Here is a 12,945-nt window from a genome sequence, read left to right on the forward strand (position 1 = left end):
AAATCCCCCAAGGTGACTATTTAACATTTAAAGATGAAACAATCATATTTGGTACATTTTTTAGCTGTCAATCCGTCAAGGACGGCAGGGTGTTCCGTATGGGGAAACAGTAATGTTGGATTGGTTCTGAATCGCGGATGGTTTTGCGGGCGGTAACGGCGGGTCAGCAAGAGATACAAGTGTCGCCCCGCTTATTTCATGCGGTGCGTTTCTGACCCGCGCGAGTTCAAAACCAAAAGCAGCGATGGCCTATGCAACAAGAATGCGAATGTCGTCCATAGAAAGATCCTGAAGATCATAGAACCGGATGCTGGTTTGATAGGCCGGTGTTGTCGCCGTAGCAGAGAAGGATAGCGTCAGGTCCGAGAAGTAGCGGAGTTCACCATCAGACGTTGTGATTGAATGGGTTGTTGTTTTGGCTAACAGAAAGTTGGTTCCGTCTTCGGGGGAGATGGTCACGAGGAAGGTGTCTTCTCCGGGGGTGAAATCGGCCATTCTGATGCCTGTGCCGGCTTCATAACTCTCGCCGGGTTCGGGAACGCCCGCTACCGGAAAGGGAAGAGCAGGAGCCGTCAAATTGACCTCGAACTCATCCGCGCCTTCGCCGCCAGTGAAGTTGGCGGCGGGAACGGCGTTGGTCCAGTCGTTGGCCGTGACGTCAATACGGATCAAATCATCCCCATCTCCGCCATCCACGGCGGTACTACCATCCGCTGCGCCATAGGGCAGTTCGTAGTTGATAGTATCATTCCCATCCCCGCCGTAGACATTCGTTTCCCAAACGGCAGTAATCTCATCATCCCCGGCATCTCCGTAGATTCCATCGGTTATTCCGTTCGGCTTTCCGGGGCCAACCCACGAATCTGGGCCTGTTATCGTGTCATTGCCATCCCCGCCATGCACGGCGCCGAATAAACCAGTGCCGGTTCCATCCGATAGATCGTCGCCCGCACCAAGATCCAGAAGACTGCCGCGCATGTCTGGGGTGGTTTCGGTATCATCCATGGTCAACGTGTCGTCGCCATCTGTTCCCTCTAAATCCCCGCCTTCGGGTACGAGGTCTTCGCCGGAGTCATCATCGTTAGAGCCCATAAACATTGTGGCCAGCAATGCGCCACCGAAGGCCAGAAAAATGAACGCACCCATGGATGTCTCCTAACTCTTAACAATAAAATCTCTGTATGAGAGTGTGGGGGTGGCAAAATGCCACGTCAAGTCGAAAGATGCGGTGGCGTTCCCTGAGGCGCTCAAAGCATAGTCTTTTATGGGAAATACAAAGTTTTCCTTGCCCCTTGGGGATGCCTCCCTTATAGAGCGGCATCTTGCGGATTCCGGGGGACTGGGATTCGCAGATTTTGTTTTGAATCCACCAGAGCCTTGGGTGACCCGTCATAAGGGGCCTGCTGGTGTGGAAAAGAAGGAATTGGCGACATGTCCGCCACTGAACTGCGTGAAAAAACGCTGGATCAGCTTCGTGAAGAGCTGTCCACCCTGAAGAAAGAAGCGTTCAATCTGCGCTTCCAGCAAGCAACCGGCCAACTGGAAAACACTGCGCGCGTGAAAACCGTGCGTCGCGAAGTTGCCCGTGTAATGACTGTGCTGAACGAAAAAGCCGCAGCGGCCGCTGAATAAGGAGCCTGACAGATGCCCAAACGTATTCTCCAAGGCACCGTGACCTCGAACGCCAACGAACAAACCGTTACCGTTCTGGTCGAGCGCCGCTTTACGCACCCCGTTCTGAAGAAAACCGTTCGTAAGTCCAAAAAATACCGGGCGCACGACGAAAACAACCAATTCAACGTTGGTGACACCGTCCGTATTCAGGAATGTGCACCGAAGTCGAAGACCAAGCGTTGGGAAGTGATCGCCTAAGCTAACCCTTAGACGATCCCGACGCTTTTTAGCGAAACCCTGGGGGAACGGACATCTGCATGTCCCCCCATAGGTCGGGAGAAACCAAATGATCCAGATGCAGACAAATCTGGATGTAGCTGACAACTCCGGCGCGCGCCGGGTGCAGTGCATCAAGGTTCTGGGTGGCTCGAAGCGTAAATATGCTTCGGTCGGCGACATCATCGTCGTTTCCGTGAAGGAAGCCATTCCGCGTGGTCGTGTGAAAAAAGGTGACGTCCGTAAGGCCGTCGTCGTTCGCACCGCCAAAGAAGTTCGTCGTGAAGATGGCACCGCCATCCGCTTCGACCGCAACGCAGCCGTTATCCTGAACAACGCTGGCGAACCCGTCGGCACCCGTATCTTCGGGCCGGTTGTTCGTGAACTGCGTGCGAAAAACTTCATGAAAATCATCTCGCTTGCTCCGGAGGTGCTGTAATGGCTGCGAAACTCCGTAAGGGTGACAAGGTTGTCGTGCTGGCCGGTAAAGACAAAGGCAAGCAAGGCACCATCGAGTCCGTAGACCCGAAAGCTGGCAAGGCTGTTGTGGAAGGCATCAATGTTGCCATCCGTCACACCCGCCAGACCCAAACCAGCCAGGGCGGCCGTCTGCCCAAGGCACTGCCGATCCAGCTGTCGAACCTGTCACTTCTGGACGCAAACGGCAAACCGACCCGCGTTGGCTTCCGCATGGAAGGCGACAAGAAGGTCCGTTTTGCAAAGACCACGGGGGACGTGATTGATGCTTGATGCTGCTACCTATACCCCGCGTCTGAAAGCGCAGTACAAAGAAGCGATCCGTGCCGCTCTGAAAGAAGAGTTCGGCTACAAGAACGAAATGATGATCCCCAAGCTGGACAAGATCGTTCTGAACATCGGTTGCGGTGCTGAAGCTGTCAAAGACAGCAAAAAAGCAAAATCCGCTGTCGAGGATCTGTCTGCGATTGCTGGCCAGAAAGCTGTGACCACTATTGCTCGTAACTCGATCGCAGGTTTCCGCGTTCGTGAAGGTATGCCGATGGGTGCGAAAGTGACCCTGCGCGGCGACCGCATGTACGAATTCCTGGATCGTCTGATCACCATCGCAATGCCCCGTATCCGCGACTTCCGTGGCGTGCCGGGTAAATCCTTCGATGGCCGTGGCAACTATGCCATGGGGATCAAAGAGCACATCGTCTTCCCCGAAATCAACTTTGATAAAGTTGACGAAGTCTGGGGTATGGACATCGTGATTGCCACCACCGCGAAAACCGACGCGGAAGCGAAGGCGCTGTTGAAGCATTTCAACATGCCTTTCAACAGCTAAGCGCGGGAGAGAAGAGTTATGGCTAAAAAATCCATGATCGAACGCGAGAAAAAGCGCGAACGTCTGGTGGCACAGTACGCTGCCAAGCGCGCTGCTCTCAAAGAGGTCATCAACGACCAGGATAAGCCGATGGAAGAGCGTTTCCGCGCTTCGCTGAAGCTTGCAAAACTGCCGCGCAACAGCTCGGCAACCCGTCTGCACAACCGTTGTCAGCTGACCGGTCGTCCCCACGCTTACTATCGTAAGCTGAAGGTCAGCCGTATCATGCTGCGGGAACTTGGCTCTTTCGGCCAGATCCCCGGTCTGGTGAAATCCAGCTGGTAAGGGAGAGAGTGATATGAACGATCCTATCGGCGATATGCTCACCCGTATCCGTAACGCTCAGATGCGCGGCAAATCCACCGTTTCGACCCCGGCGTCGAAACTGCGCGGTTGGGTTCTGGACGTGCTGGCTGACGAAGGTTACATCCGCGGCTACGAAAAAGGCACTGATGTCAACGGTCATCCGACCCTTGAAATCGCTTTGAAATACTACGAAGGCACCCCGGTCATTCGCGAACTGAAGCGGGTTTCTAAACCCGGTCGTCGCGTGTACATGGGCGTCAAGGACATCCCGTCGGTCCGTCAGGGCTTGGGTGTGTCGATTGTCAGCACTCCGAAAGGTGTGATGTCGGACGCAAGCGCCCGCAGCCAGAACGTTGGCGGCGAAGTGCTCTGCACCGTCTTCTAAGGAGGTCTGCAATGTCTCGTATTGGTAAGAAACCGGTCGAACTGCCCAGCGGTGTATCCGCTTCGGTATCCGGCCAGACCATCGAAGTGAAAGGTCCGAAAGCGACCCAAAGCTTCACCGCCACCGATGATGTTACGATCACCGTGGACGGCAATGTTGTTTCTGTGACGCCGCGCGGCAAATCCAAACGCGCCCGTCAGCAGTGGGGCATGTCGCGCACCATGGTGTCGAACATGGTCAAAGGTGTGACCACCGGCTTCAAAAAAGAGCTGGAGATCACTGGTGTGGGTTACCGGGCTCAGATGCAGGGCAACACCCTGAAGCTGAACCTGGGCTACTCGCACGAGGTTAACTTCGACGTGCCGGCCGGTGTAACCGTGACCGCACCGAAGCCGACCGAGATCGTGATCGAGGGCGACGATGCCCAACTGGTCGGTCAGGTTGCAGCAAACATTCGTGAATGGCGCCGCCCCGAGCCGTACAAAGGCAAAGGGATCAAGTACAAGAACGAATATATCTTCCGCAAGGAAGGTAAGAAGAAGTAAGGACGAGCAAAATGGCAAACAGCAAACGTACCCTGTTTCTGAAGCGCCGTCTGCGCGTTCGGAACAAGCAGCGGAAAGTGAACGTCGGCAAACTGCGCCTGTCGGTTCACCGCTCCAACAAGAACATCAGCGTTCAGCTGATCGACGACGTGAAGGGCATCACCCTGGCCGCCGCCTCCTCTCTGGAGAAGGATCTGGGCGTGGTTGGCAAGAACAACGTCGATGCAGCAGCCAAGGTGGGCGCGGCTATCGCCGAGCGTGCCAAGAAAGCCGGTGTCGAAGAGTGCTACTTCGACCGTGGCGGCTTCCTGTTCCACGGCAAGGTGAAGGCTCTGGCCGACGCCGCGCGTGAAGGCGGGCTGAAGTTCTAAGACCCTGCGGGGGGCAGTCTTGCCCCCCCGATGATCCGGGATCAGCCCGCTGCGGCGGGCTTTTCACTTGGATTGATACGAACGGCGCAATGCCGCGCCACCAAGAAAAGGACTGTCCTTATGGCAGAACGTGAAAACCGCCGGGATCGCCGTGAGCGCGAAGAAGCCCCGGAATTCGCTGATCGTCTGGTTGCGATCAACCGCGTGTCGAAAACCGTGAAAGGTGGTAAGCGCTTTGGCTTCGCCGCTCTGGTGGTTGTCGGCGATCAAAAAGGCCGTGTTGGTTTCGGCAAAGGTAAAGCGAAAGAGGTCCCCGAGGCCATCCGCAAAGCCACCGAGCAAGCCAAGCGCAACATGATCCGCGTACCGCTGCGCGAAGGCCGTACCCTGCATCACGACATGGAAGGCCGTCACGGCGCTGGTAAAGTCGTCATGCGCACCGCACCGGAAGGGACCGGGATCATCGCCGGTGGTCCGATGCGTGCCGTTTTCGAAATGCTGGGCGTGAAAGACGTGGTTTCCAAGTCGATCGGTTCTCAGAACCCCTACAACATGATCCGCGCCACTCTGGACGGGCTGAAAAAAGAAGCCAGCCCGCGTTCGGTTGCCGCACGTCGTGGTAAGAAAGTTGCCGACATCCTGCGCAAGGATGAACCGGCAGCCGCCGAAGCGTAAGGAGCGCGAGTCATGGCTAAAACCATCGTTGTGAAACAGATCGGCAGCCCGATCCGTCGCCCCGCCATTCAGCGTCAGACCCTGGTTGGTCTGGGCCTGAACAAGATGCACAAGACCCGCGAACTGGAGGATACTCCTTCGATCCGCGGCATGATCGCAAAGATCCCGCATCTGGTCGAAATCATCGAAGAGCGCGGCTAATCAGCCAAGGCGTTTTCAAGCGCCGCTATGAGTTCCGAAACGCCCCGCAGTTGTCTGCGGGGCGTTTTGCTTTTGTGTCGGGTGTTTTCGCGCCGCCTAAAAGTTATGCGGAAAACGCAATGCGGGGTTTCTTCTTTGTGCATAGCAAAAAGCTGCAGTGCAGCATATTCACCGCCCCAAGACGAAAACACTGATTAGATGGATATGTGACATGGCACTGGCAAAACGCAGCATGGGCTTCATCGGCAAAGCCGCGCGGAATTTTGGCAAGCTGACCGCCGACGCGGTTATGAACCCGGTTCCCTGCTGGGCGGATTACTTGCGGCAAACCCGCTAAGCCCGATCTTTTGGGATTATGAGAAAGGCGCCACAGTGACACTGGGGCGCTTTTTCTTTTGGCTAAGGGAAATGTGCTGCCCACTTGATTCACCGGAATTGGGGGTCTATACGCCCACGGTGGCCTGTTGGCCGCACAAAGAATCAACCAAGAAACGCCGTGTTTGCCCGCTCCGTCGCTGGAGGGCAGTTCCGGCAAAGGAGAAGCGACATGAAATTGCATGAACTGCGCGACAACGCTGGCGCCGCACAAAAGAAAAAGCGCGTAGCGCGCGGCCCCGGTTCGGGCAAAGGTAAAACCGCTGGCCGTGGTATCAAAGGTCAGAAATCGCGTTCGGGTGTGGCGATCAACGGCTACGAAGGTGGCCAGATGCCGCTGTACCAGCGCCTTCCCAAGCGCGGCTTCAACAAACCGAACCAGAAGAAATTTGCCGTTGTGAACCTGGGCCTGATTGCCAAGTTCATCGAAGCTGGCAAACTGGACGCTTCGGCAGCCATCACCGAGGATGCACTGGTTGCATCCGGTTTGGTGCGCCGCAAGCTGGACGGTATCCGCGTTCTGGCCAAAGGCGAAATCAGCACTGCCGTAAATCTGGAAGTGACCGGCGCCTCGAAATCGGCCGTCGAAGCAGTGGAAAAAGCAGGTGGCTCGCTGAAGGTCGCCGCCGCGGCTGAATAACAGGTTGTGGGCGGCGATCAGGCCGCTTAGATACAACCCAGTTTTCCCAAGAACGCCGCCTGAGCTGGAAAACGCTCTGGGCGGCGTTGCTACATAAGAGAGACCGCATATGGTATCCGCAGTAGAACAAATGGCGGCGAACACAAGCTGGGCCCAGTTGGCGAAAGCCTCGGACCTGCGCAGCCGCATCCTGTTCACCCTAGGGCTTCTGATCGTCTGCCGTCTGGGCACCTTTATTCCCGTGCCGGGGATCGACGGCACCGCGTTGCGCGACTTCATGGAAGGCGCGGCATCGGGGCTGGGCGGCATCCTGTCGATGTTCACCGGGGGCGCATTGGGCCGGATGGGGATTTTTGCCCTTGGCATCATGCCCTATATCTCGGCGTCCATTATCGTACAGCTTTTGACTTCGATGGTTCCTTCGTTGGAACAGTTGAAGAAAGAGGGGGACGCAGGCCGTAAGAAAATCAACCAATACACCCGCTACGGCACCGTGGCATTGGCTACGCTTCAGGCCTATGGGCTGGCCGCGTCGCTGGAAGCCGGGGAATTGGTTACCGATCCGGGGCTGTATTTCCGGGTGTCCTGTGTGATTACGCTGGTTGGTGGTACGATGTTCATGATGTGGCTGGGCGATCAGATCACCAGCCGGGGCATTGGGAACGGTATCTCTTTGATCATTTTCGTGGGGATTATCGCTGAAATCCCCGCCGCGCTGGCCCAGTTCCTGAGCCAAGGGCGTTCGGGCGCGATCAGCCCGGCAGTGATCGTTGGCGTGTTCATCATGGTGGCGCTGGTGATTGCCTTTGTGGTGTTCATGGAACGCGCGCTGCGCAAGATCCATATCCAATACCCGCGCCGTCAGGTGGGGATGAAGGTCTATGACGGCGGCTCGTCGCACCTGCCGATCAAGGTAAACCCGGCAGGCGTGATTCCGGCTATCTTTGCCAGCTCTCTGTTGCTGTTGCCGACGACGATCAGCACGTTTTCGGGTTCGCAAACGGGGCCGGTCATGTCGACGCTGTTGGCCTATTTCGGACCGGGGCAACCGCTGTATCTGGCTTTCTTTATCGGGATGATCGTGTTCTTCGCGTATTTCTATACGTTCAACGTGTCGTTCAAACCGGACGAGGTGGCCGACAATCTGAAGAACCAGAATGGTTTCGTGCCGGGTATCCGTCCGGGTAAGAAAACCGCCGAATATCTGGAATACGTCACGAACCGGATTCTGGTGTTGGGGTCTGCTTACCTTGCGGCAGTTTGTCTCTTGCCGGAAGTTCTGCGTAGCCAATTCGCCATCCCCTTCTATTTTGGCGGGACTTCGGTGCTGATCGTTGTTTCGGTGACGATGGATACGATCCAGCAGGTGCAAAGCCATCTTTTGGCGCACCAGTACGAAGGTCTGATCGAAAAGTCGCAGCTTCGCGGCAAAGGTAAGAAACGCGCACGCAAGGGACCGTCACGTCGATGAATATTATTCTGCTTGGACCGCCGGGGGCGGGCAAAGGAACGCAAGCCAGTCATCTGGTTGAAAGCCGCGATATGATCCAGTTGAGCACTGGTGACATGTTGCGCGAGGCGAAGGCCAGCGGCTCGGAAATGGGCAAGCGTGTGGCCGCGGTCATGGATGCGGGCGGTCTTGTGACCGACGAAATCGTGATCGGCCTGATCCGGGAAAAGCTGGAAGGCGACAAAAAGGGCGGCTTCATCTTTGACGGGTTCCCCCGCACGTTGGGGCAGGCGGATGCGCTGGCGGCTCTGCTGGAAGAGAAGGGCGAAAAGCTTGATGCCGTGATCGAAATGCAGGTCGATGACGAAACGCTGGTCAAGCGGATCGTCAATCGCGCTGCAGAGGCAGCAGCCGCAGGCAAACCTGTCCGGGCCGATGATAACGAAGAAAGCGTTCGTTTCCGGTTGATGGAATATTACAAAAAGACCGCCCCGCTGATCGGGTATTACCACGCAAAGGGTAATTTGACCTCGATCGACGGTCTGGGCGCGATCGACGAAGTTCAGGCAGCGATTGCTGCGATACTGGACTAAAAACAACACGCATTCAGAAGGGGGGCTTGACGGCCCCCTTTTTTCTCAATACCCAGCCCTATCTCGCATGAGAATCACGATTCTTGGCGCAGTCCTGCGTTAATAATCTATCACCTGATCAGCTGCGGCCCGGCGGAGAAATCCTCGGGCTTACGTTGTGAAAAAAGGTTCTGGAGCTACGGAACCGCAACGAAAAGGAAAGTGACACGTGGCACGTATCGCCGGCGTAAACATCCCGACTTCTAAACGGGTCCCTATCGCCCTTACCTATATCACCGGCATTGGTCCTGCATCGGCCAAAGCTATCTGCGAAGCCGTCAACATCGAAGCGACCCGTCGTGTAAACGAACTGTCGGACGCCGAAGTTCTGGCCATCCGCGAACATATCGACGCCAACTACACCGTTGAAGGTGACCTGCGTCGTGAAGTTCAGATGAACATCAAACGCCTGATGGATCTGGGTTGCTATCGCGGCCTGCGCCATCGTCGTGGTCTGCCCGTGCGCGGTCAGCGGACCCATACCAACGCTCGTACTCGCAAAGGCCCCGCAAAGGCCATCGCTGGTAAGAAGAAGTAAGGGAGGTCTGCACCAATGGCACGTGATACCCGTCGTGGGGGCAAGAAAAAGGTCTCCAAAAACATCGCAGCTGGCGTCGCACATGTGAACTCCAGCTTCAACAACACCAAAATCCTGATCTCTGACGTGCAGGGCAACGCCATTTCGTGGTCGTCTGCTGGCACGATGGGCTTCAAGGGTTCGCGTAAATCGACCCCTTACGCTGCTCAGATGGCTGCTGAAGATGCAGGCAAAAAAGCACAGGAACATGGTGTGAAAACCCTGGAAGTGGAAATTCAAGGCCCAGGTTCGGGTCGTGAATCGGCGCTGCGCGCACTGGCTGCAATCGGTTTCAACATCACGTCGATCCGTGATGTGACCCCGATCGCACACAACGGTTGCCGTCCGCCGAAACGCCGCCGGGTGTAATCACAGATTACTCGTTTGGGGCTGTGCCTTTGCACGGCCCCATTCCGTCATTTTGAAACCTCGGGCGTCTTGGCCTTTGGACATGGGGACAAGACAGGAATGGAGGGACGCATGATCCACAAGAACTGGGCAGAACTGATTAAGCCGACCCAGCTGGACGTAAAGCCGGGCAATGACCCGCTGCGTCAGGCAACCGTGGTTGCCGAACCGCTGGAGCGTGGCTTTGGTCTGACGCTGGGCAACGCCCTGCGCCGCGTGCTGATGAGCTCGCTGCAAGGTGCGGCCATCACCAGCGTGCAGATTGATAATGTTCTGCATGAATTCTCGTCGGTGGCTGGTGTGCGTGAAGACGTGACCGACATCATTCTGAACCTGAAGCAGGTTGCCCTGCGCATGGAAGTCGAAGGGCCGAAGCGTCTGTCGATCAGTGCAAAAGGGCCGGGTGCTGTGACGGCTGGTGATATCAGCGACAGCGCAGGCATCGAAATCCTGAACAAGGAACACGTGATCTGCCACTTGGACGATGGCGCCGATCTTTACGTGGAACTGATGGTCAACACCGGCAAAGGTTATGTTCCTGCGGATCGTAACAAACCGGAAGATGCGCCCATTGGTCTGATCCCGATTGACGCAATCTATTCGCCCGTCAAGAAAGTGTCCTATGACGTACAGCCGACCCGCGAAGGTCAGGTTCTGGATTACGACAAGCTGACGCTGAAAATCGAAACCGATGGTTCGATCACGCCGGATGATGCGGTCGCTTATGCGGCGCGTATTTTGCAGGATCAGTTGTCGATCTTCGTGAACTTCGACGAACCTGAATCGGCCTCGCGTCAGGACGATGAGGACGGTCTGGAGTTCAACCCGCTGCTGCTGAAGAAAGTGGACGAGTTGGAACTGTCGGTTCGTTCGGCAAACTGCCTGAAGAACGACAACATCGTTTACATCGGCGATCTGATCCAGAAAACCGAAGCCGAGATGCTGCGCACCCCGAACTTTGGCCGCAAGTCGCTGAACGAGATCAAAGAAGTCCTGTCCGGCATGGGGCTGCACCTTGGCATGGATGTCGAGGATTGGCCGCCGGACAACATCGAAGATCTGGCCAAGAAATTCGAAGACGCGTTCTGAGAATACAGGGTGGGCGGTTTGCCCACCCCATCAATGCCCGCATCTGGCGGGGACTATATGGGCCAACGCCCCAAGGAGAGCCGGTGACTCGCATCGCCGGACGGACAAAGCAAAACGCAAGTTAGGAGCTAAAAAATGCGTCACGCACGTGGTTACCGCCGCCTGAACCGTACTCATGAACACCGCAAGGCGCTGTTCGCCAACATGGCCGGTTCGCTGATCGAACACGAACAGATCAAAACCACCCTGCCGAAAGCCAAAGAACTGCGTCCGATCATCGAAAAGCTGATCACGCTGGGCAAGCGCGGTGATCTGCACGCCCGTCGTCAGGCGGCTGCACAGCTGAAGCAGGACAAAGACGTTGCAAAACTGTTCGAAGTTCTGGGTCCGCGTTATGCCGAACGTCAGGGCGGCTATGTCCGTATCCTGAAAGCTGGCTTCCGCTATGGTGACATGGCGCCGATGGCGATCATCGAATTCGTTGATCGTGACGTTTCGGCCAAAGGCGCGGCTGACAAGGCACGCGTTGCTGCGGAAGAAGAAGCCGCAGAAGAATAAGAGGTTCGGCAGCGATGCCTGATCCAGCCCCCGCCTGTTTTCAGGCGGGGGTTTTTCGTTGCGGCTTGCATTTCCGCGATCTGCTTCGCATATCAGGGGAAACCGGACGGAGGATGGTATGATCCGTATTCTGTTGGCCGCGCTTTTGGCGGTCGCTGGCCCGGCTGTGGCCGAAACCCGTATCCCACAGACACAGATGGAAATTCAGTTGGGGTTTGCCCCGCTGGTGAAACAAGCGGCGCCCGCTGTTGTGAATATTTATGCCAAGCGGATCGTTGCGGAACGGTCCAGCCCGTTTCAGAACGATCCGTTCTTTCGGCAATTCTTTGGTGACATGGGACAAACCCGGCAACGGGTGCAGAATTCGCTGGGGTCGGGGGTTATCCTGTCAGCGGATGGGATTGCTGTTACGAATTTCCACGTCGTCGGCGAAGCGACCGAAATTCGTGTGGTTCTGAATGATCGCCGCGAATTTGACGCACAAGTGATGCTGGCGGATCAAGAGGCCGATCTGGCGGTGCTGCGTCTGGATGGGGCCAAGGACATGCCGTTTCTGACGCTGCGCGACAGTGACAGCGTGGAAGTCGGCGAATTAGCCTTGGCGATTGGGAACCCGTTCGGGGTGGGGCAGACCGTTAGCAGCGGTATTGTCTCTGGTCTGGCCCGGTCGGGGGCTGCGGTGGGAACGGCGCGGGGCTATTTCCTGCAAACCGATGCACCGATCAATCCGGGCAATTCGGGTGGTGCGCTGATTGATGTGAATGGGCAGTTGATCGGGGTGAATACGCGTATCCTGACCCGTTCGGGTGGGTCAAACGGGATCGGGTTTGCCATCCCGTCGAATTTGGTGGAACAATTCCTGCGGCAAGCGCGCGAAGGTAAGCCGGGTTTTCAGCGCCCGTGGGCGGGGATGAGCGGCCAGCCGGTCGATGCCGATCTAGCGGCCAGCCTGTCATTGGATCGGCCCGGCGGTATCGTGATTTCCGACCTGCATAGCGCTAGTCCCTTTGCTGCTGCGGGATTGCGTCCGGGGGATGTGGTTCTGGCGGTGGACGGCGATCCGGTGAACGCCCCGGCGGAAATGGTGTTTCGTATGACCGTGGCCGGATTGGGGGCGCAGGCGCAGATCACCTATGCCCGTGATGGTCAGATTGATACGGTGGCGGTTCCCATGCAGGTCGCCCCCGAACAACCCGCGCGAGATCAGCGGGTGCTTGGGGAAGAAAGCGTTCTGCCGGGGTTGGCGGTGGTCAATATCAATCCGGGGGTTTTGGCAGACTATGGTTTGCCGCTGTCCGCCAAGGGGGTGATGGTGCAAGACCCCGGCCCATATGGGCAACGGGCAGGGCTGCGCCCCGGCGATATCCTAAGCCAGATCAACGGCGAAGAAATGCAAACCACCAAAGACGTTGAGAAAATTCTGAACGGTCGCATGAAGACCTTGGCGCTGGATGTGCAACGCGGCTTGCAGCGCGTGGTGATGCGGTTCAGGCTGTAA

Annotated in this window: 21 protein-coding genes; 20 read left to right on the forward strand and 1 reads right to left on the reverse strand. The window is 56.7% G+C overall.

The genetic code is table 11. The features are described from left to right. Positions 1 to 249 precede the first annotated feature (249 nt). Positions 250 to 1,146 carry a hypothetical protein gene (locus tag FN828_RS07750; protein WP_142492840.1) on the reverse strand — a complete coding sequence of 299 codons (897 nt, stop codon included), beginning with the start codon at positions 1,144 to 1,146 and terminating at the stop codon, positions 250 to 252. Positions 1,147 to 1,431: 285 nt separating this feature from the next. Here FN828_RS07750 and rpmC point away from each other — a divergent pair, with 285 nt between their 5' ends. The 20 genes from rpmC (at position 1,432) to FN828_RS07845 (ending at position 12,945) form a co-directional block, all read left to right on the forward strand. After that, a complete protein-coding gene (gene rpmC, locus FN828_RS07755; RefSeq protein ID WP_142492841.1) occupies positions 1,432 to 1,632 on the forward strand; it encodes a 50S ribosomal protein L29 in 201 nt (66 codons plus the stop codon). Between the two features lie 12 nt (positions 1,633 to 1,644). Beyond that, the gene (gene rpsQ, locus FN828_RS07760) at positions 1,645 to 1,872 is read left to right on the forward strand and encodes a 30S ribosomal protein S17 (protein ID WP_136338411.1); all 228 of its coding nucleotides are present in this window, start codon (positions 1,645 to 1,647) and stop codon (positions 1,870 to 1,872) included. Positions 1,873 to 1,960: 88 nt separating this feature from the next. Then, on the forward strand, positions 1,961 to 2,329 hold the full coding sequence (rplN, locus tag FN828_RS07765; protein ID WP_007427594.1) for a 50S ribosomal protein L14: 369 nt from the start codon (positions 1,961 to 1,963) through the stop codon (positions 2,327 to 2,329). Further along, positions 2,329 to 2,640 carry a 50S ribosomal protein L24 gene (gene rplX / locus FN828_RS07770; protein WP_142492842.1) on the forward strand — a complete coding sequence of 104 codons (312 nt, stop codon included), beginning with the start codon at positions 2,329 to 2,331 and terminating at the stop codon, positions 2,638 to 2,640. The genes rplN and rplX overlap by 1 nt, the downstream gene beginning before the upstream one ends. After that, positions 2,633 to 3,196 carry a 50S ribosomal protein L5 gene (rplE, locus tag FN828_RS07775; RefSeq protein ID WP_142492929.1) on the forward strand — a complete coding sequence of 188 codons (564 nt, stop codon included), beginning with the start codon at positions 2,633 to 2,635 and terminating at the stop codon, positions 3,194 to 3,196. The genes rplX and rplE overlap by 8 nt, the downstream gene beginning before the upstream one ends. An 18-nt stretch (positions 3,197 to 3,214) precedes the next feature. Next, positions 3,215 to 3,520 carry a 30S ribosomal protein S14 gene (gene rpsN, locus FN828_RS07780; RefSeq protein ID WP_142492843.1) on the forward strand — a complete coding sequence of 102 codons (306 nt, stop codon included), beginning with the start codon at positions 3,215 to 3,217 and terminating at the stop codon, positions 3,518 to 3,520. A gap of 13 nt (positions 3,521 to 3,533) precedes the next feature. Then, entirely contained in the window at positions 3,534 to 3,926 is a 393-nt protein-coding gene (gene rpsH / locus FN828_RS07785) for a 30S ribosomal protein S8 (protein ID WP_142492844.1), read from the forward strand. Positions 3,927 to 3,937: 11 nt separating this feature from the next. Then, the gene (gene rplF / locus FN828_RS07790) at positions 3,938 to 4,471 is read left to right on the forward strand and encodes a 50S ribosomal protein L6 (protein WP_142492845.1); all 534 of its coding nucleotides are present in this window, start codon (positions 3,938 to 3,940) and stop codon (positions 4,469 to 4,471) included. Between the two features lie 11 nt (positions 4,472 to 4,482). Further along, entirely contained in the window at positions 4,483 to 4,842 is a 360-nt protein-coding gene (gene rplR, locus FN828_RS07795; RefSeq protein ID WP_142492846.1) for a 50S ribosomal protein L18, read from the forward strand. 120 nt (positions 4,843 to 4,962) lie between these two features. Next, positions 4,963 to 5,517: a 30S ribosomal protein S5 gene (gene rpsE / locus FN828_RS07800; RefSeq protein WP_142492847.1), complete on the forward strand. Its 555-nt coding sequence runs from the start codon at positions 4,963 to 4,965 to the stop codon at positions 5,515 to 5,517. Positions 5,518 to 5,529: 12 nt separating this feature from the next. Beyond that, positions 5,530 to 5,718 (forward strand): 50S ribosomal protein L30, encoded by a 189-nt coding sequence (gene rpmD / locus FN828_RS07805; protein ID WP_142492848.1) that lies wholly within the window; start codon positions 5,530 to 5,532, stop codon positions 5,716 to 5,718. A gap of 211 nt (positions 5,719 to 5,929) precedes the next feature. Further along, the gene (locus FN828_RS20990; protein ID WP_268987205.1) at positions 5,930 to 6,055 is read left to right on the forward strand and encodes a hypothetical protein; all 126 of its coding nucleotides are present in this window, start codon (positions 5,930 to 5,932) and stop codon (positions 6,053 to 6,055) included. Positions 6,056 to 6,265: 210 nt separating this feature from the next. Next, positions 6,266 to 6,733: a 50S ribosomal protein L15 gene (gene rplO, locus FN828_RS07810; RefSeq protein ID WP_142492849.1), complete on the forward strand. Its 468-nt coding sequence runs from the start codon at positions 6,266 to 6,268 to the stop codon at positions 6,731 to 6,733. 109 nt (positions 6,734 to 6,842) lie between these two features. Continuing rightward, complete coding sequence (gene secY / locus FN828_RS07815; RefSeq protein ID WP_142492850.1) at positions 6,843 to 8,204, forward strand: preprotein translocase subunit SecY; 1,362 nt, start codon at positions 6,843 to 6,845, stop codon at positions 8,202 to 8,204. Further along, entirely contained in the window at positions 8,201 to 8,776 is a 576-nt protein-coding gene (locus FN828_RS07820) for an adenylate kinase (RefSeq protein ID WP_142492851.1), read from the forward strand. The genes secY and FN828_RS07820 overlap by 4 nt, the downstream gene beginning before the upstream one ends. A gap of 208 nt (positions 8,777 to 8,984) precedes the next feature. Then, positions 8,985 to 9,353 (forward strand): 30S ribosomal protein S13, encoded by a 369-nt coding sequence (rpsM, locus tag FN828_RS07825; RefSeq protein WP_142492852.1) that lies wholly within the window; start codon positions 8,985 to 8,987, stop codon positions 9,351 to 9,353. A gap of 15 nt (positions 9,354 to 9,368) precedes the next feature. Further along, a complete protein-coding gene (gene rpsK / locus FN828_RS07830; protein WP_142492853.1) occupies positions 9,369 to 9,761 on the forward strand; it encodes a 30S ribosomal protein S11 in 393 nt (130 codons plus the stop codon). A 111-nt stretch (positions 9,762 to 9,872) separates the two neighbouring features. After that, the gene (locus tag FN828_RS07835) at positions 9,873 to 10,889 is read left to right on the forward strand and encodes a DNA-directed RNA polymerase subunit alpha (protein WP_142492854.1); all 1,017 of its coding nucleotides are present in this window, start codon (positions 9,873 to 9,875) and stop codon (positions 10,887 to 10,889) included. Between the two features lie 135 nt (positions 10,890 to 11,024). Then, positions 11,025 to 11,447 carry a 50S ribosomal protein L17 gene (rplQ, locus tag FN828_RS07840; protein WP_142492855.1) on the forward strand — a complete coding sequence of 141 codons (423 nt, stop codon included), beginning with the start codon at positions 11,025 to 11,027 and terminating at the stop codon, positions 11,445 to 11,447. A 118-nt stretch (positions 11,448 to 11,565) separates the two neighbouring features. Then, the gene (locus FN828_RS07845; RefSeq protein ID WP_142492856.1) at positions 11,566 to 12,945 is read left to right on the forward strand and encodes a trypsin-like peptidase domain-containing protein; all 1,380 of its coding nucleotides are present in this window, start codon (positions 11,566 to 11,568) and stop codon (positions 12,943 to 12,945) included.

Source organism: Thalassovita litoralis, assembly GCF_900182725.1.
In the GTDB taxonomy this organism is placed as follows: Bacteria; Pseudomonadota; Alphaproteobacteria; order Rhodobacterales; family Rhodobacteraceae; genus Thalassobius; species Thalassobius litoralis.